18 protein-coding genes are annotated in these 18008 nt (G+C 38.5%); all 18 read right to left on the bottom strand.

Translation table 11 applies throughout. From position 1 onward, the window contains the following. Positions 1 to 7: 7 nt before the first annotated feature. Entirely contained in the window at positions 8 to 358 is a 351-nt protein-coding gene (spoVAE, locus tag ACTHRG_RS15195) for a stage V sporulation protein AE (RefSeq protein ID WP_019382211.1), read from the bottom strand. Continuing rightward, positions 355 to 1374, bottom strand: a complete 1020-nt coding sequence (gene spoVAD, locus ACTHRG_RS15190) for a stage V sporulation protein AD (RefSeq protein WP_159864454.1) — start codon at positions 1372 to 1374, stop codon at positions 355 to 357. The genes spoVAE and spoVAD overlap by 4 nt, the downstream gene beginning before the upstream one ends. Then, positions 1374 to 1853, bottom strand: coding sequence for a stage V sporulation protein AC (gene spoVAC, locus ACTHRG_RS15185; protein ID WP_440231539.1), 480 nt, complete (start codon positions 1851 to 1853; stop codon positions 1374 to 1376). The genes spoVAD and spoVAC overlap by 1 nt, the downstream gene beginning before the upstream one ends. 16 nt (positions 1854 to 1869) lie before the next feature. Beyond that, the gene (locus ACTHRG_RS15180) at positions 1870 to 2337 is read right to left on the bottom strand and encodes a YhcN/YlaJ family sporulation lipoprotein (protein WP_440231538.1); all 468 of its coding nucleotides are present in this window, start codon (positions 2335 to 2337) and stop codon (positions 1870 to 1872) included. 81 nt (positions 2338 to 2418) lie between these two features. Further along, positions 2419 to 2622 carry a DUF1657 domain-containing protein gene (locus ACTHRG_RS15175; RefSeq protein ID WP_440231537.1) on the bottom strand — a complete coding sequence of 68 codons (204 nt, stop codon included), beginning with the start codon at positions 2620 to 2622 and terminating at the stop codon, positions 2419 to 2421. Between the two features lie 349 nt (positions 2623 to 2971). Continuing rightward, on the bottom strand, positions 2972 to 3655 hold the full coding sequence (locus ACTHRG_RS15170) for a DUF421 domain-containing protein (RefSeq protein ID WP_115596750.1): 684 nt from the start codon (positions 3653 to 3655) through the stop codon (positions 2972 to 2974). Between the two features lie 314 nt (positions 3656 to 3969). After that, positions 3970 to 5487 (bottom strand): phospholipase D-like domain-containing protein, encoded by a 1518-nt coding sequence (locus ACTHRG_RS15165; RefSeq protein WP_440231535.1) that lies wholly within the window; start codon positions 5485 to 5487, stop codon positions 3970 to 3972. Positions 5488 to 5953: 466 nt separating this feature from the next. Continuing rightward, on the bottom strand, positions 5954 to 6106 hold the full coding sequence (locus tag ACTHRG_RS15160; RefSeq protein ID WP_440231563.1) for a hypothetical protein: 153 nt from the start codon (positions 6104 to 6106) through the stop codon (positions 5954 to 5956). 348 nt (positions 6107 to 6454) lie between these two features. Then, on the bottom strand, positions 6455 to 7318 hold the full coding sequence (locus tag ACTHRG_RS15155; RefSeq protein ID WP_335689905.1) for a MurR/RpiR family transcriptional regulator: 864 nt from the start codon (positions 7316 to 7318) through the stop codon (positions 6455 to 6457). A 202-nt stretch (positions 7319 to 7520) separates the two neighbouring features. Next, entirely contained in the window at positions 7521 to 8417 is an 897-nt protein-coding gene (locus ACTHRG_RS15150) for a serine hydrolase (RefSeq protein WP_440231534.1), read from the bottom strand. Between the two features lie 38 nt (positions 8418 to 8455). Next, a complete protein-coding gene (locus tag ACTHRG_RS15145; RefSeq protein WP_440231533.1) occupies positions 8456 to 9892 on the bottom strand; it encodes a serine hydrolase domain-containing protein in 1437 nt (478 codons plus the stop codon). Positions 9893 to 9945: 53 nt separating this feature from the next. Then, positions 9946 to 12045 carry a S9 family peptidase gene (locus ACTHRG_RS15140; protein ID WP_440231532.1) on the bottom strand — a complete coding sequence of 700 codons (2100 nt, stop codon included), beginning with the start codon at positions 12043 to 12045 and terminating at the stop codon, positions 9946 to 9948. Positions 12046 to 12066: 21 nt separating this feature from the next. Next, positions 12067 to 12903, bottom strand: a complete 837-nt coding sequence (locus ACTHRG_RS15135) for a hypothetical protein (RefSeq protein ID WP_076258487.1) — start codon at positions 12901 to 12903, stop codon at positions 12067 to 12069. A gap of 55 nt (positions 12904 to 12958) precedes the next feature. Next, the gene (gene menC, locus ACTHRG_RS15130; protein ID WP_019382222.1) at positions 12959 to 14089 is read right to left on the bottom strand and encodes an o-succinylbenzoate synthase; all 1131 of its coding nucleotides are present in this window, start codon (positions 14087 to 14089) and stop codon (positions 12959 to 12961) included. A gap of 18 nt (positions 14090 to 14107) precedes the next feature. Further along, the gene (locus ACTHRG_RS15125) at positions 14108 to 15112 is read right to left on the bottom strand and encodes an ABC transporter ATP-binding protein (protein WP_019382223.1); all 1005 of its coding nucleotides are present in this window, start codon (positions 15110 to 15112) and stop codon (positions 14108 to 14110) included. After that, the gene (locus ACTHRG_RS15120) at positions 15109 to 16113 is read right to left on the bottom strand and encodes an ABC transporter ATP-binding protein (RefSeq protein WP_019382224.1); all 1005 of its coding nucleotides are present in this window, start codon (positions 16111 to 16113) and stop codon (positions 15109 to 15111) included. Before ACTHRG_RS15120 ends, ACTHRG_RS15125 begins: the two co-directional genes overlap by 4 nt. A 19-nt stretch (positions 16114 to 16132) precedes the next feature. Next, complete coding sequence (locus ACTHRG_RS15115) at positions 16133 to 17050, bottom strand: ABC transporter permease (RefSeq protein WP_019382225.1); 918 nt, start codon at positions 17048 to 17050, stop codon at positions 16133 to 16135. Positions 17051 to 17067: 17 nt separating this feature from the next. Next, the gene (locus tag ACTHRG_RS15110; RefSeq protein WP_163140572.1) at positions 17068 to 17985 is read right to left on the bottom strand and encodes an ABC transporter permease; all 918 of its coding nucleotides are present in this window, start codon (positions 17983 to 17985) and stop codon (positions 17068 to 17070) included. Between the last annotated feature and the right edge of the window lie 23 nt (positions 17986 to 18008).

Below are 18008 nucleotides of genomic sequence, written 5' to 3'. Positions count from 1 at the left end.
ATCCTCCTTATCCTTTTGGCTTAAAAATAAGGGCTCCCAGCATTCCAAAAATAATGGCAGCTGAAATACCTGAACTGGTTACTTCAAACATTCCCGTGAGTACACCAACTATCCCGTGTTTTTCTGCTTCCTGCATAGCCCCATGCACAAGGGAATTGCCAAAGCTTGTAATAGGTACAGTAGCGCCTGCACCAGCAAAATCAATCAAGGGTTCATATAATCCAAATCCATCTAAAATAGCCCCTGCTACGACAAGAGAACTTAATGTATGTCCGGGTGTCAATTTAAACACATCAAACATAATCTGCCCAATGACACAAATCAAACCGCCTACGGTAAAAGCCCAAAAATAGGTCATATGGATGATTGCCCCCCATATTCAATGGATACTGCATGGGCGATACAAGGGATCGATTCGCTTTGCTGAAAAGAAAGTGGAGATAATAAGGCACCTGTGGCCACGACTAACATTCTTTTAAATTCTCCTTTCTTCATGCGATTTAATAAATGCCCATAAACGACGGTTGCTGAACAACCTGGACCACTTGCACCTGCGAGGACTGGCTGACCCTCCCGATAAATCATAAGACCGCAATCCTGGTATTGCTCTTCACTGATGGAAATTCCATGCTTTTTAAATAAATCAAGGGAAACTTCACGCCCTATTTGGCCAAGATCCCCGGTGACGATTAAATCATAATAAGATGGATCAATGTTTCTTTCCGTTAAATGCGCCTCAATGGTATCCACCGCAGCAGGAGCCATGGCCCCTCCCATATTAAATGGATCTGTTAAGCCCATATCAATTACACGGCCAATTGTTGCAGATGTAACACTTGGTCCTTCACCAGAATCACTTAAAAGGGCCGCGCCAGCACCTGTGACTGTCCATTGGGCAGTAGGAGGCTTTTGTCCGCCATATTCAGTTGGATAACGAAATTGCTTTTCAACTGCTGTATCATGACTGGAGGCTCCAGTCAGTATATATTTAGCTCCATTGGTATTAACGATATAAGCAGCTAATGCAAGCCCCTCCATTGAAGTAGAACAGGCACCAAACAAACCAAAATACGGTGCTCCAATTGTCCGGCTGGCGAAACTGGTTGGCGTTATTTGATTTATTAAATCACCGGCAAAGATAAATTGTACCTGATCCTTTTGGATTCCTCCTTTTTCCATTGCTTTCTGACAAGCTTCTTCAAAAAGGACTTTATGTGCTTTTTCATAGGAATCTTGTCCAAGCCATAAATCAGCATGAAGAGTATCAAAGTCATCTGGGATAGCACCATTAGCTTCAAAGGGCCCTCCAATAGTTCCAGTAGAAATAATGACGGGCTTTTGTTCGAATATCCACGTGCGATGGCCTGCAAGCATTATAAACCACCCCACTTGATCAAAATCGTTTTAATTAAGGCAATAACAAAAGCAGAAAAAACCCCGAATAAAATAACCGACCCCGCCAATTTAAATATATTTCCGCCTACGCCCAGTACAAATCCTTCGGTTCGATGTTCCATTGCAGGTGATATAACGGCGTTGCCAAAACCAGTTACAGGTACTGCTGTACCGGCACCGCCAAATTGGGCAATTCGGTCATATACTCCAAAACCAGTAAAAAGCATCGTAATAAAAATTAACGTTCCAACCGTCGGATTTCCGGCCGTTTGCTCTGTAAAATCAAAATAATAAATATAGAAGTCTTGAATAAACTGGCCAATAAGACAGATAAGACCACCTATTAGAAAGGCTTTTATACAATTTTTCACAACTGGTCTTTTTATTTCATGTTGCTTTTGTACTTCTTGGTATTCCTGCTGGACTGGTGTAAGCTGTTTCTTTTGATTATTTGACATGACTTGAGCCCCCTCTTTACGTCTGTTCCTTTATGAGACTTTTAAGTTTTTTCAGATCCTTTTTTAAGTTTTTCTTATTCGTTTTGTTTTTTTGCAGTCTTTCTTCAATTTTTTGGAGTTCCCATAACATTTTTTTATCGGACGAAACGACAACCATGTGATTCGGATACATTTTTTCCAAGTCGGATGTTACGGTCTTCTCGATACTTTTTAAGCGAAAACGGTCGAAATTTTCTACCTTTATCGCCGCTAGAAGCTCCTTATCTGTATTCACAGCCCTAACATCCGTAATTTCGTCCTTAGTTATAATCTTTTCTTTAGCGTGGTTAGCGATAGATTGATCGATTGGCTTCCCTGTATGTATTTGCGAAACACTAGACTTTTTATTGTTATTATCCAATTGATTTTCATTACATCCAGAGCTTAGTCCGATAATGATTAGCAATAATATAAGAATTTTAAAATTTGCTATGTTGACTTTCATGAAAATCACCTCATTTTATCCATTCAAAATCGGGAAAAAGGTTGGCCAATATCCAACCAACCTTTTGTATCGTGTTAATGATTATTGTTTGTATTGAGGTTCTTCTTGTTCGATTTGCTGAACACGCGGTGAAATACTGTCCACTACGGCTTGAGTTTGTTTAGCGGCATCTTGATACAGCTGCTTCGCTTGTTCATTATCTGTACTAAGAGCAAATGTTTCAAAGCTCGCCTGAGCACTTTTTAGTCCAGCCAGAGCTGTTTTAACTTCATTGATGACTGTCATGAATGGCACCTCCTTTGTTTTTTAGGACCTTTTTAGAATGTTGCAAAAAAAGATTTTTATGCTTAAAATTTTCCGGATAAAACCTGCTTTGGCTAACCAAGCGAGAATTTATGTCAATCCTTTATTAGGGGTACTTTCCTACACAAAATCGATACGTTTTGTAAGAGATCCACTTTTCACCCTTATGCATTCTTGATGAGATACTATGTCATAGCGATTTTTGTAAACCAATGCCATTCATTCTTCCTATTACTCTTGAAAGGGAGAGAATATAAATTCTCTCCCTTGTCTTGGTCTTAGCTGGCCATTTCTTTTTTCAATTTAAATCCCTGCTTTATCCTAACAAAATTTATTTAGGACTTATGTGTATGCCGTCACTCTCTCGCCAATCTGCGTATAGGATACGCTTTACACTATCATATCCATTGGCAGTTAATTGGTTATCTAACCACTGTTGATCAAACCCGAGTTCATGTAAATTATCCCATAGAATTTCCCCATCTATAATTAACGATGTTGGGAGGTCTGCTGGACTTTCCGGGAGATTGAAATCTTGTTTTTCTGGTTTTTGATACTTGGATTTTAATAATAAACTTATTTGTCCATTAGCTTCCAATATACCGTATTTGACTTCGCGAATTGAAAAGACATGATTTTGACGAAGTATACTCAATACTTGATTTACATCCAGTTTGTTCTTTTTAAGTAACTTTCTGTCCATAACACCATCTCGAATGATGATGTTAGGATTGCCTAATAAGAGAGAACGTGCCGATTTATTTTTTAGAGTCATAAACTCTATTCCCAGCATAAGAAACGTCCACAATCCGATTGCATATAAAAAATGAAAGACCCCTACCTGATCTTGATAAATGGTATTTCCTAATAAATCTCCAAGTACTAACACAAAAACTAAGTGAAACGGGGTTAACTGATTTATGGATGTTCTGCCTGTTATTATAATGATAAAAAATAAAGTTGCAAAACCAACGATGACTTTAATCGTCAGTAAACCAATTTGAACTTCTTCCAAAGTTTTTCCTCCAGTTTACATTTTACTTAGCTGTATCTTGAGGTTTCGATAAAGAGGCTAGAGAACTGGCTGCCGATACCGCTGAATATCATACGGAAAGGTCCGAGGATCTAAAGGCAGGTATGCAGTTCTAATAAACGTATTTCCTTATGATATACATTTGTCATTTATATTTATTTAAAAAGCAATTCAAACTCTTTGAACTACCTGTTTTGTATTACCGTTTTTAGTAAATGAACCATCGAAACCCGTGTTCAGAGTTCTTAAACATGGGTTTTCGATTTTTCAAAGAACAAAAAACAGGATACATCAACTTATAATAATGGAGAAAGCAGGCGGGCACCCTGTTCAACAAACCGCATGGTCAGGGATCGCTGCATTAAGTCTTCAATTCTTAATGGTATAGAATCAGAAAGATCCCTCTCGAACTGCTCTGTAAGTTCCCTTGCCACATCAGCACTGTACACGACTTGACACACTTCATAATTCAGGCGAAAGCTTCTCATATCATAGTTTGCTGCGCCTACTTCTGCAATTTCTCCATCAATGATCATCAGTTTTGCATGTAACATTCCTTTATCGTACTGATAGATTTGGACCCCAGCTTCTATAAGCTCTCCGTAATAGGTTTGACTTGCAAAACCCACGATTTTTTTATCAATATGGCGGGGAACCAGTAATCTTACGCGTACACCACGAGCCACAGCTGTCTTTAATGCCATAATAATATCTGTTTCTGGTATAAAGTAAGGCGTTGATATATCAATGGTTTTGCTCGCTTGTGTTATCAATATAAAGAAAGCTTGGCGAATAAATGGTGTGGGAATTCCAGGGTTTCCTTCCAGCGTATGGATGTATACCATATGCAATTCTCCTGTCTTTGATTGGGTATTGTCTGTTTTACCTTCTATAGGCCATAACTCAGATCCTAATTCGGCAGACCATCTTGAAAGATCTATGCTGCTGGCTGGATTGATTTCCTTTGATTTATATTTTTGGGTTTTGGTACTCTTTTTCGTTGCATCAGATTTCGCTTTTGACTTTATCCGTTCTGGTACAGCGATATTCCAATGAACGTCGAAGATAGCCTGCAAGTCTCCAGCTGCTTCGCCTTTAATTTGCAAATGAGTGTCCCTCCAGAATCCAACGTCCGGCCTTAATCCTGTATATTCATACCCAATGTTCATACCGCCAGCAAAGGATTCCTTACTGTCAATAGTGACAATCTTACAATGATCCCGATAATTCCAATTGGACAAAACCCAGGGAAATTTCAAAGGGAAAATTGTCCGGCATTCGATCCCTGCTTCCACCATCTGAAGAATTTTTTGTCGCGGAAATTTTTTACTCCCCCAAGCATCTCTAATAAAACGAACCCGCACTCCATTTACTGCTTTTTCTATCAGCAGTTCTGTAATACGATTACCAATTTGGTCGTTACGATAGATGAAATATTCCAGATCAATGGTTTTTTGGGCTTTTTGAAGGGATTCGATAAGCTGATCATATTTTGCGATTCCATTGTTTAGTACTTGGACTTTGCCGATTCGAAGCCCGCCTACAGAAAAATACCTTAAAGCATTGGCGATGATCGATGCAGAATCACTATATGTCTCAGGCAACTTATCAGACTTATTATCAGAAAAGGTCAATCTTTTACGATGAATAAGATTGGGATTTGATATGCTAAGATATAATAAGAAACCAATGACAGGCAAAACAAGGGCGATTACTATCCAATTCAAAGCTTTGGAAGGCCGCCGAACTTCCCAAATGGCTATGAATAAGATAAAGACCGTATTTAACAGGTATAGAAAGTAAATCCATTCCAACTACTAAAATTCCTCCTTAGTTTTTCCATTAACATGTACAAACCATGCAGCAAGTATACGTATGGAATATAGAGGAATTGGTTAGGCAGACTTTTACTCATGAGTTATGAGATTCTAAACGAGGAAAGTGTGCGGTTAAAGATATTTTCAAAGACTTATTCCAAAAAGTAACGTACCTATGAAGGGTGTGTATAATTATAAAAAATAATTAAATATTTATGCATTTCTGTATTTAAATTATATTTTGAATCCGTTATAATAATATTGGTCGAACTATTCAAACAGTTGACCCCCTATATTTTGAGCTTAGAGTATTCTAAGCTCACTTTTTTTACAGATAAAAATAAAAAAGAGCTGAACTCAAATTTAATGAGTCAGCCTCAAGAAACAAGATTAAACTTCAATTTATAGTAAAAAGGATTTGTTTCGGCGAATAACCATTCCACAGGTGCGCTTCAAAAAATGGTTATCTTTTACCGTTATTTCTCCGTTCACTAGAACGTGACGAACTCCAACGGGCAGTCTGGAGGGTTTTGGTATGTAGCCTTTTCTCAATCGTATTTGGATCGAAGATAACTATGTCTGCCCAATATCCCTCTTGGATTAACCCCCTATCCATTAATCGTAATAATTGTGCAAGAGCTCCCGTCAATTTGAGTATTGCTTCTTCTAAAGTTATAAAGCCTTTTTCAACGAACAAACCTTCCTAAAACTCATGGATAAGCCCCATAGAGACGAGGAGCGGCTTTCCTCCGAAGATACTGTAAGTAGAAATGGGTGCTGCATCCCATAAATTACGTCCATAATCCCTGGGCAACTAGAAGCCCCTCAGCGTCAATTACGTTACTCCATCAGATTCTATAAGAGGGCCTATTTCTTCAATTTTACCATTTTTTATACCTATATCTAATGAGGTCCATGGGTTCCCAGTTCCATCAATACATCAAATATATAATTACCCTCTCAATTACATTTTTGTAAATGGAGAAAATTCATCACTTGTCTGATCGTATTCTTCCAACCGCTTTTGGACTTTAGTTTCCTGTGAAGCGGCTATACTTGTAACAAGTAAATTAAGTAAAGCAAAGGTGGGGGTAATCCCTTTTAAAGGAATCGGAGAAGGTGCAACAACCTTGAACAAAATATCGGAAAGCAGTCCTAAAGGGGACAGCTCATCATCTGTTATTGCAAGTACCTTTGCTCCTTTTTTCTTTGCTGCTTTAACAAACGAATTGGTTTCTTTAGTATATCGAGGAAAAGAGATGGCAACCACTAATGTTCTCTCATCGATTAATGATAAGAAATAATTAGCATCCTCTATTTCTCCCCGATATAAAAGTGTATTTCCAACTACAATATTCAGGCTGAATGTCAGCCAATTTGCAGGACCATATGATGAACGGAAGCCGATAACTATCCGCATTTCTGAGTTTATCAATAAATCCACAGCTTTTTTATACTGGTTGTAATCTAATTGCTCTAAAGTTGATCGAACATAAGCGCTATCCTGCTCAATAACGTGTTGAATTAAGTTAATATCTTTTAGAGACTTGGATGTAGATCGAAAATCTTCTATAGGATCTGTCTTATGTAATGAATCTTCTATTAGGGAAGATTGAATTTCTTTTTGCAGTTCGCTATATCCTGAATATCCAAGTGCATATGATAATCTAATTACGGTTGTATCGCTTGTTTGACTAGCGATACCTACCTCTTTTGCTGTTTGAAATGCAACTTCCTTAGGGAAGTCAACGATATATTTTGCTACTAATTTCTGTCTTTTTGTTAGTTTATTAAATAGTTTTCTTATTCTCTCATTATAATTATCCATAAAGTGAACCCTTCCTGATGAGTTAATCTTGGTAAGTTACATCTGAATTGCCTTAGTCACCTTTGTGAAAAAAGAACGTTACACGCTGTAACGCCCTCAGACAATATATTAAAAAATATAAAGGTACCTTCTTATCATATATGGTTTTATTATCAAAATAAAGAAATTTTATAATCTTACATCTTTTCTAAGAGTAAAGCATTTACACGGTTACTTCGGTACGAAAATAACCATAAGCTGCTCTGGACAATTCAGCAATTTTTCTTGCACCTTCAGCTTCTGATTTGTTGCCAATTGAAAATGCGGAAATGATAAACCTTCCTTTGTTATCTGGCAGCTCCACGATTCCTGCGTCATTTACAACACTTGCAACGGTGCCTGTTTTATGAGCGACAACTGTAGTCGCAGGTAATAAGTAAGGTATCCTATTACGGAATTGCTGCTTTTCAAGAATTTCAAACATATCATTACAAGCTTTTTCCGAAATTAATTGTTTATTTGCAATCTTTTCTAATAACAACGCCATATCAAATGCAGTAGTTACATTATTATCTATACTTTCTTGGAACACAATCGAATTATAATCAATTTCACCATTTTTAAATCGACAGTTTATTTCATGATAAAGTTCAAGTGAAAATCCTTGTGGCGGAAGTCCAACACATGAACAAAGAAGTTCCCAGCAGCTAAAACGAATGTAAGTATTATTTAGCCCGACTTCTTTCATATATTGATTTACATTTTCTTTACCTACAATACGCAATATCTTATCTGTTCCAACATTATCACTTACAATGATCATCATTGTTGCTAAATTTTTTATGGTAACATCGATTCCTGGAATTAACTCTTTAAATATACCGGATCCATTTACTAAGTCTGCTTCTTCAAGCCGGATACGCTCTTGCAAATTGACCTTCCCTAAATGAACATCACGGTATAAAGCGGCCAAAATGGGAATCTTAAAGACACTGGCAGCCTGGAAAAAACGGTTCTCATTGATTGCAGCAGTCTCTCCGGTTTCCAAATGTTTAACATATACACCAAAAGTACCACTGGCATCCCGTAAAACTTCTTCTAGACGATCCTGTAAACTCATAGCAAACACCCCTCCATTTTTTGTATATACGGTTTCATTTATTTAACAACTTGTTTTGTTGAAACTTTAGGGAATTGTCTAAAGTGATAAGAAATACCCCATGGTTCATTGTTATCATCTACTAAAATTTCAGCTATTTCTGTAGAGTCGTTAACATAAGCAATAAAAGCATTTTCTTTTACAAACATGATAGGTATCTCAGCTTTTTGTGAAATAAGAACCGGCTTTCCATCTTTTATTACAATCGATACTTTCATTCCTTCATTTGACTCATATTCTCCTTGGTACTGTTCCAGCCGCTCTTCACCAATCTCGTATTCTTCAAAGGAAATGTGAGATGCCTCTACTTCCCTTCCTGCATAGGCATTAAATGCAAGCTGCATAACACGTGCAGCAGGAACACCTGCCAAATTTGTCAGGACCACACCTGAAACTCCTTTTTCAGGTAAAATACTTAATTGTGCAGAAATTGCCTTTAACCCTCCACCATGTTCAACCAGAGTAGTACCAAAATAGTCAGGGGTAATCATTAACCCATAGCCATAAAACCTTCCTGGCTGTGTTTGAATATGAGGTTTAACCATTTCTTTTACACTTTCCTCAGATAAGATTCGCTTACCGTTTACTACACCAGCATTACGGAAAATTTCTGCGTACCTTAACATGTCCCCAGCAGTCGATTTTAGAAAGCCTGCAGCTCGCATAGATGGAGCGTCCCACCAAATCGGAGCAGGAATAATACGCTTCGTTCCTTCACTACTGTCCTCTGCATAACAAGTGGTGATATTTTCATAGTCACCATATTCCTCGATCATGAAGCAGCTGTATTTCATACCACAAGGAGAAAGGATATGATCATATACATATTGTTCGTAGCTTTTCCCGCTAACACGTTCGATGATGGTTCCTAATAAAGCATATGCATCATTTGAATAACTAAACTGTGTACCAGGGTCCCCTAATAATTCAAAATCCTGGTCTGCAATAAACTGCATAAGTTGTTCATATGTGTCGATTGGTTCGTAATTTTCCTGCTCGATCTTTAAACCTGGATAATTTTGTGCAGATGGGTCAATATCCATCGATCGTTTCATTGCATAAACTAGAGAGGACATTGGAGGTAAACCAGATGAGTGTGTCATGAAGTGGTGAATGGTGATTTGTTTTAGTGCCTCTTCATTATTAACGTTGAATTCCGGCAGGTATTTGATTACCGGATCATGAACATTTAATTTTCCTGCTTCCTGCAGCTGCATAATAGCCACACAAGAATATGATTTTGTGATGGACCCAATCCCGAAAACAGTATCTTCTGTTACAGGCAATGCATCCTCCACATTACGGAACCCAAATCCTTTATGGTAAACGATTTCTCCTTCTTGGGCAATTGCTACTGAGGTACCAGGAATCATGTGTTTTTCCGTTAACTTTTGCACAGTCTCTTCAAATGCTTTAAAATTTACTGCTTTTTTCATTTCTTTTCCTCCTATATTGTTTTTATAAAGGACTTGCAGTCCGTTTTCAGTATTTATTGAGTTGAGGTTTGAAGATTTTTAATAGGCAGATGTGCATTGACAAAATCGAGCATTGCATTTAGCCTAGCTATTCTTAATTCAGGTTTTCCATATTGAAGGAGGCCATGGCTGGAATGGGGGATACGAACGAATTCAACCTCACCTCCATAACGCTTAATATGGGAATAAAACTGCTCGGCCTGCTCGATGGGACATCGCAAATCACTTTCATTATGCAGCAGCAAAAGCGGTGTCTGTACATGATCTGCATAAGCAAGTGGCGAAAACCTCCAAAGTGTTTCGAGGTCTGTTTTTCCCAGAAACTCCTGTTCAATGAAATAGGGAGCTATATCGCTTGTACCATACATAGAAATCCAATTGGAAATACATCCTTCAGATATGGCTGCAAAAAATCGATCTGTACGAGTGATAAGCCAATTCACCATAAATCCGCCGTAGCTTATACCATTAACAGCTACCCGATTCTCGTCAAAAAAGTGATAGTTTTGTAAGGCATAATCTAAACCATTCAAGATGTCCTTCATATCTTTGCCGCCATAATCCCCATGAACTGCATTGGTAAATTCTTCACTAAATCCTGAGCTGCCTCGTGGATTTGTATAGATAACGGCATACCCCTGCGCAGCAAATAGCTGCAATTGGTGGAAATAGGAGAAACCATATGCAGAATGCGGCCCTCCATGAATGTCAAGTATAACTGGATATTTCTTCTTAGGATCAAAATTAGCCGGCCTTAGTAAAAATCCCTGTATATGCCAATTGTCTTCAGATCTATACGTAAAGACCTCCGGTTCTACCACTTTTAGTTCGGATAACAACTCGTCGTTGCAGTCATCCAGACGAATCTCAGTTTCAGGAAAGAGTGGCATGCGGATTTGAGAAAAAGCTTCCTTTGGCTGCCGATACTTACAATCGACTGTACTAGCTTCATCAATCCTAATTACTGCTGCTTTTCCAGGGTGATTAACTGTCGAATAGGCTATAGTAATCGTTTCAACTCCGTCGTAGGAATAATGAAATATCGTCCGGTCCCCACCTATAATGATTTCTGCTCGATCATCGTTTTCATCAATCGAGAATCTTACAATTTCATTCCGTCCTTCCCGTGTTCCGAGACCATATACATAGCTGCTATTATTTGACCACTGAGGGCGCAATGAATATCTAAGGTATCGCATATCTGTAAAAGTCATATCAGCGAGTGTATCAGGGTATTGTTTGCTTAGACACCTTGGTTTCCCACCAGCTGCAGGCATAACAAACAATTGTTTTTGGTCTGCATGGATTCCAAAAAAAGCTATCCATTTTCCATCTGGTGAGTAAGATGGCAAGCTTGCTTTCTTATTACTATAGAGCAATTCCACTTCCCCTCCGGAAGCCGGCACACGATAAATCTGTCCTCCAAAAAGAAAGTTTTCATCCTCACTGCTTGTGCTGAAAGCAATATACTTACAGTCAGGGGAAACAACAGGCTCATGGACGTCAGTTGTTCCTCGTGTTAACTGTGTAAACGAACAGGTTTCTATATTAATTGCCACAAGCTGACGCTTTTGCGGTTTGTGGAAACCAATCCCATCAGATTTATAATAAAGATTAGTGTAATGTTTAGGTCCATTTCCCCATGACATGTTTCCTTTCTCTATATCGCTTTCGGCTTCACTCATCGTTTTTTGGTCATGAAAAGTTTCAAGTTTTGAATTTCCTGCTACGGGAACCAACCCGTAAATCGTACTGCCGTCAGGCGACCATACAATCGAACTGATTCCCCGCAGAAATCTCGTCAGACACCGGGCCTCTCCGCCGTCAAGAGATAGTAGCCATACCTGCCGTCCATAAGCACGGTTTGAGATAAATGCAATTGTTTTTCCATCTGGTGACCAGACTGGATTGGTATTACTTGTGCCGGAGGACGTCAAAATTTTTCTCGATTTACCGTGCACATCGCTTAAATACAGGTGTGTTTCATAAATATTTTCTTTCACACATGTGACGGTTCTTTCATATACAACCTGTTTTCCATCAGGCGATATAGTGGGATTACTTGGCCATTCAAATTTATAAATATCTTCAGGTACTGTAGTTCGGAAACTCATTTCAACTCTCCCTTATCTTATTTAATGGGTTGAAAGGTTCTCATTTTCAAGAATATAAAAATGGACATGGGTGTTACTATTTTTCAGCACTCCAGTTACTGTATAACCTTCAGATAAAGCATTACGTACCGCATTTCTCAGCTTATATCTCCAAGCCTTCGCAGCCTCATCATTTTCTTGTTTTAAACTTTGGAAGTTCACTGGGACAGGTATCAGGTATCCTTTTTCACCCTTTACTGGTTCTTCATCAAGGGGATATGGTACATTTCTAAGATTGCGCCATGCAAGAAGGTGACGATAATTTATAACTGATATATCATTTTGAATTACACCTGCCAATGTGTTCTTCACCCTGTTGGAACAAATATCCCACTCTGCTAAAAAACGATCAGAAGGGAGACCTATGTTCAGTTTATCAGTCATTTCTCCGTAATAAGAAGGATAGTAGGTTTTTGCATATGCCCCTAACTTATTTAGGTTAAAATATGCATTTCTAGCTTCTAAAGGATCAAAGGTCCATACAATTTTAGAATAGCCGTAATCAACGGCCCAATTCCTTTGCTTCAGTTTTAGCTGTAATCCAATGCCATAGTTTTGATACTTGCTGCAGACGCCAGTCATATGAGAAATCAAATACGCCTCTCCATTTTTATAACCCGAAAAACCGTATGAAAAGCCGAGTAACTCCCCTTTATTAAAAGCTCCGATTAAGATTCCGCCATGGTGAGCAGCAGCAATAAGCTGCGGAAGGGGTGTGACAGCGTCTTTCCCCCAAATCTCTTCTTGAAAACTAACTACGTCTTGTATTTCCTTTAAACCTTCGATATTTTTATATACAATTGGTTCTGTTAAAACCACTGGTATATCACCCCCTCCCCCACCTATAATTTTCAATAGCCGCTATATTAAATTATTAATAAAAGGTCACAGTGTCCCGTTTATAGACCTGTTCATTAACTGTAAGTTTATCTATAAGTTCCTGATTAATGTCAAAACCAATGCCAGGTTGTTCTGGAACAGTGATAATGCCTGGTTTTGATAGAGTCACTTCCGGTAAAATGATATCTTCATCGAAATAACGGCTGGAAGCGGATGTATCACCTGGAATACTAAAGTTACTTAATGAAGCAATAGCAATGTTATGAGCCCTGCCTATTCCTGCTTCAAGCATACCGCCGCACCATACAGGAATATTATTCTCCTCACAGAGATCGTGCATTTTAATTGCTTCCGTTAGTCCTCCGACACGCCCAACCTTTATATTGATAATTTTACATGCATTAATTTCGATTGCCTTTCTTGCGTCTTCTGCAGAATGAATGCTTTCATCTAAACAGATAGGTGTTTTCATTTCTGCCTGCAGTTTGGCATGGTCGATAATGTCATCATGAGCTAATGGCTGCTCAACCATCATTAAATTAAACTGATCCAGCTCCTTTAATAGCTGTTTATCATTTAGGCTATAAGCAGAATTAGCATCAGCCATCAGCGGAATTTGATCTCCGAATTTTTTGCGAATAGCCTCCACTGGTTCAAGGTCCCAGCCTGGCTTAATTTTCACCTTTATCTTTTTATATCCATTCTCTAAAAAACCTTCCACCCTGTTTAAAAGAGTCTCTATACTGTCTTCTATTCCAATGCTGACACCCACTTCAATCTCTGAACGCTTACCTCCCAATACAGCAGAAAGCGGCTGTCCTTTTAGCTTGCTATACAAATCCCATACAGCCATTTCAAGAGCAGCTTTTGCCATATTATTTCTGCGTATATATGAAAACATCTCTGACACATCTTTTGGCTCTTGAATTCCTTTATCCAACAGTTGAGGGATTAGGTATTTTTCAAGCATGTGCCATACAGTACCTGTAGTCTCTTCGTTATATATTGGATAGGGCATAGCGACACTTTCAGCAAAACCCACTTTATCGCCGCTATATGCCTTAACAATAATAATATCTTTTTCAGTAACTTTACCGAAACTAGTTTCAAACGGAGATTTTAATGGTAATTTTATTCGTTGTAATGCAATCTGATTTATATCCATTCAGTATCTTCCTTTTTATTAAAAATTGTTTTCTTTACCCATTATTTGAGGATCATACAGGTGACATGCTACAAAATGGCCTGGATTAACCTCAATGTTACGAGGTTTTTTTGATTTACATGTTTCCATACATGCGAAACAACGCGGGTGGAATGAACAGCCCTGGGGAGGACTTGCTGGATTTGGAACATCACCAGTTAAGATAATCCGGTCTTTCTTTTCAACTTCAGGATTCGGAACGGGAACAGATGACATAAGCGATTTAGTATAAGGATGCAGCGGTTCTGAAAACAATTGGTTCTTATCTGCAAACTCTACCATTCTCCCTAGATACATTACTCCTATTCTGTCACTTATGTGTTTAACAACACTCAAATCATGGGCAATAAAAATATATGTTAAGCCCAACTGTTTCTGAAGACTCTGAAACAGATTAAGTATTTGTGCTTGTACTGATACATCCAAAGCAGAAACTGGCTCATCAGCTATTATTAGTGACGGATTCACAGCGATTGCGCGGGCAATTCCAATCCTTTGTCTTTGTCCACCGCTAAATTCATGAGGATAGCGATCGGCATGATAAGCGTTTAACCCTACCATTTCCAATATCTCTATCGCTTTTTCGCTTCGTTCTTTCTTGTTCTTTCCTATATTATGTGTTGACAATGCTTCCTCTAAAATGGAAGAGATTCGGAGACGGGGATTTAAAGAAGCGAAAGGATCTTGGAAAACAATTTGCATTTGTTTTCGCAGCTTTCTCATCTCATTCTTTTTCAAGCTTAGTGTATCTCTGCCTTCAAATTTAATTTTGCCGCTAGTTGGTTCAATTAATCTTAGGATGCTTCTTCCAGTTGTGGATTTGCCGCATCCGCTTTCCCCAACAATTCCTAATGTTTCTCCTTTAAACAAGTTGAATGTTACACCATCAACTGCTTTAACATAGTCCTTTTTTTTAGAAATAAAGCCCTTGCTTATAGGAAAATATGTTTTTAGGTCATGTACCTCAAGCAGTATTTCACTCATGCTAATGCCTCCTCTTTAATATATAGCCAACATCTGACTGCCTGCTCATTATTCGCTTTTATTAAAGGCGGGTTTTCTATAGAACATTTAGCATGAGCATGAGTGCATCTGGAATAAAACGGACACCCTTTCGTTACCTCTCCTAAATTAGGTACATTGCCTTCAATTGGCTGAAGGGTATCATGATCCTCTTCCAGACTGGGAATCGAGTTTAATAGACCAATTGTATAAGGGTGTTTTGGATTTTTGTATATCGTTTTTACATCAGCTTCTTCAACGATTTGTCCATAATACATAACCATAACCCGATCGGCCATTTCTGCCACTACACCTAAATCATGAGTTATTAATAATATGGCTGTATCATAATTAGTTTTGAGGTCATTCATTAAATCCAAAATTTGCGCCTGAATGGTCACATCTAATGCAGTTGTCGGCTCATCCGCAATTAATAGGCTAGGATTACAAGCCATAGCCATTGCAATCATCACCCGCTGTCTCATCCCTCCAGAAAGTTGGTGGGGGAATTCGTTTACAATTTTTTCCGGACGTGGAATCCCTACCTTTTTTAACATATCAACAGTCTGCTGATGTAGTTCTTCCCCTGTGAGATCTGTATGAAGCTTTAGAACTTCACTAATCTGTCTTCCAATTCTATGGACAGGATTTAAGGAGGTCATCGGCTCCTGGAAAATCATAGAAATATCTTTCCCGCGAATTGAACGCATTTTTCTTTCTGACAATTGATTCAAATCTGTGTCTTTAAATATGATTTTCCCATCAATTTTCCCAACACTATTCGAAATTAGTCTCATGATGGAAAGGGAAGTAACACTTTTACCGCACCCTGATTCGCCCACCAAAGCAAGAGTTTCACCTTTATTAATTGTAAAATTCACCTTACTAACTGCATTCACATAATCTTTTTTCCCTGTTTTAAACTTAATAGAAAGGCTGTCCACTTTTAAAAGTGCTTCTTTTTCTGCAAACTCTGTCACCATCCCATTCACTCCCAAGCAGTTATTTTTGTCGTGGATCCAGAGCATCACGCAGTCCGTCACCTAATAAATTAAATCCAAGTACGACTAACATAATGGCCAGACCAGGGAAAAGTGACATCCACCACGCTTGCCCTAAAAAACCTTTTCCTACGTACGCCATAGCCCCCCACTCTGGAGTTGGCGGCTGAGCTCCGAGCCCTAAGAAGCTTAAGGCTGCTGCAACAAGAATACTAGTCCCAAATTGTAAACTGGATAGAACAATAACTGGTGATAATATATTAGGAAAAACATGCTTTACAATGATTTTAAAATCCGATACTCCCAGTGCCTTTACTGCCTCAATATATTCTTTCTCCCTTATGGACAAGACAGTTCCCCGGACCACCCTTACATAGGAAGGAATAACAGAGATTGCAACCGCAATCATGGCATTAGTTAAACCGACCCCAAGCACTGCTATAATGGCAATAGCAAGAAGAAGGGAAGGAAACGCCAATAAGATATCCATAACTTGCATAATATAAATATCAATTCGTCGGTAATAGCCCGAAATGATGCCTAAAATAACCCCGATTGTTCCTGCAATTAGTACTGCAACAAGCCCCATCATTAAGGAGACCCGGCCTCCATATAACATTCTTGAAAAGATATCTCTCCCGAATTCATCTGTTCCTAATAAATTTTCTCCCCCTGGAGGCAGGAACCGCTGTTCGAATTTCATTACATCTACTGGGTGTGGGGCAATGAGCGGGGCAAGCAAAGATACCGAAACGAAAAACAATAAAATGGACGCGCCGATAACTGCACTCTTGTTCGTGATGATCCTTTTCCCAACTAAAGACCAGTACGATTTGGATTTTACTTCTTCCTTTCTATTATTCTGAGGAGGAGTTAAATTAGTTTCGGAATTTGTAAGTTTAGGTGCTGTACTATTCAAAAAGCCTGCACCCCTTTCTAATATTTAATACGTGGATCCACCATACTATAAACAAGATCCACTATTAGGTTAGTTATGATAAAAAGAAATGCCATAAATAGAACCAGCCCTTGTACGGTTGGCAAATCCCTCTTCGAAATGGCTTCTATTGAAAAACTGCCTAATCCCGGGAGTGAAAATACGGTTTCAATGACCACGGCACCTGCTAATAAAAAACCAAACTGCAGACCAATTAAAGTAATAACCGGTATCATGGCATTTTGGAGAGCATGCTGAAAAATCATATTTATCAGGGCAAGCCCTTTAGCTTGAGCTGTTCTCATAAAATCCTGTTTAATGACTTCAAGCATACTTGACCTTGTCATTCTGGCTATATTTCCGGCTGATCCTAAACCCAGCGTAATGGAAGGCAGAATTAATGAATGAAAGCCTTCGTATCCTGAAATAGGAAAAAGGTTAAGCTGATAGGAAAAAATCCAAATCAAGAATAGGGCAATCCAAAATCCTGGTGCAGAGATTCCTATTAAAGAAATGACCATGGCTAATTGGTCAAAAATTGTATTTTGTTTAACAGCAGCTAAAATCCCCATTAAGATTCCAAATAAAGATCCAATAATCAAACTATAGACCGCTAATTGAAATGTTATGGGAAATCGGGCATAAATTTCTTCTCCTACTGTCAGTCCTGTTATATACGAGGTTCCCAGGTCCCCTTGCAGCACATTCCTTATATAATCGAAATATTGAATATATAGCGGCTGATCCAGTCCTAGAGTACTTCTCAGTTCAGCTATTGATTCTTCTGAGGCAAAATCCCCCAGAATATAGGTTACTGGATCACCAGGGATAAGATGCATCATCAAAAAGACTAAAAAAGACACCCCAATAAGAGTAACAATCATTGATAGGATACGTTTCACAATATATTTAGACATATTTCAGATCCCTCCTTTTATTA

The organism is Cytobacillus sp. SAFR-174 (assembly GCF_051964675.1).
Taxonomy (GTDB): domain Bacteria; phylum Bacillota; class Bacilli; order Bacillales; family Cytobacillaceae; genus Cytobacillus.
Note: the sequence above shows the minus strand (reverse complement) of the source record. Positions and strands in the feature narration are given on the sequence as shown.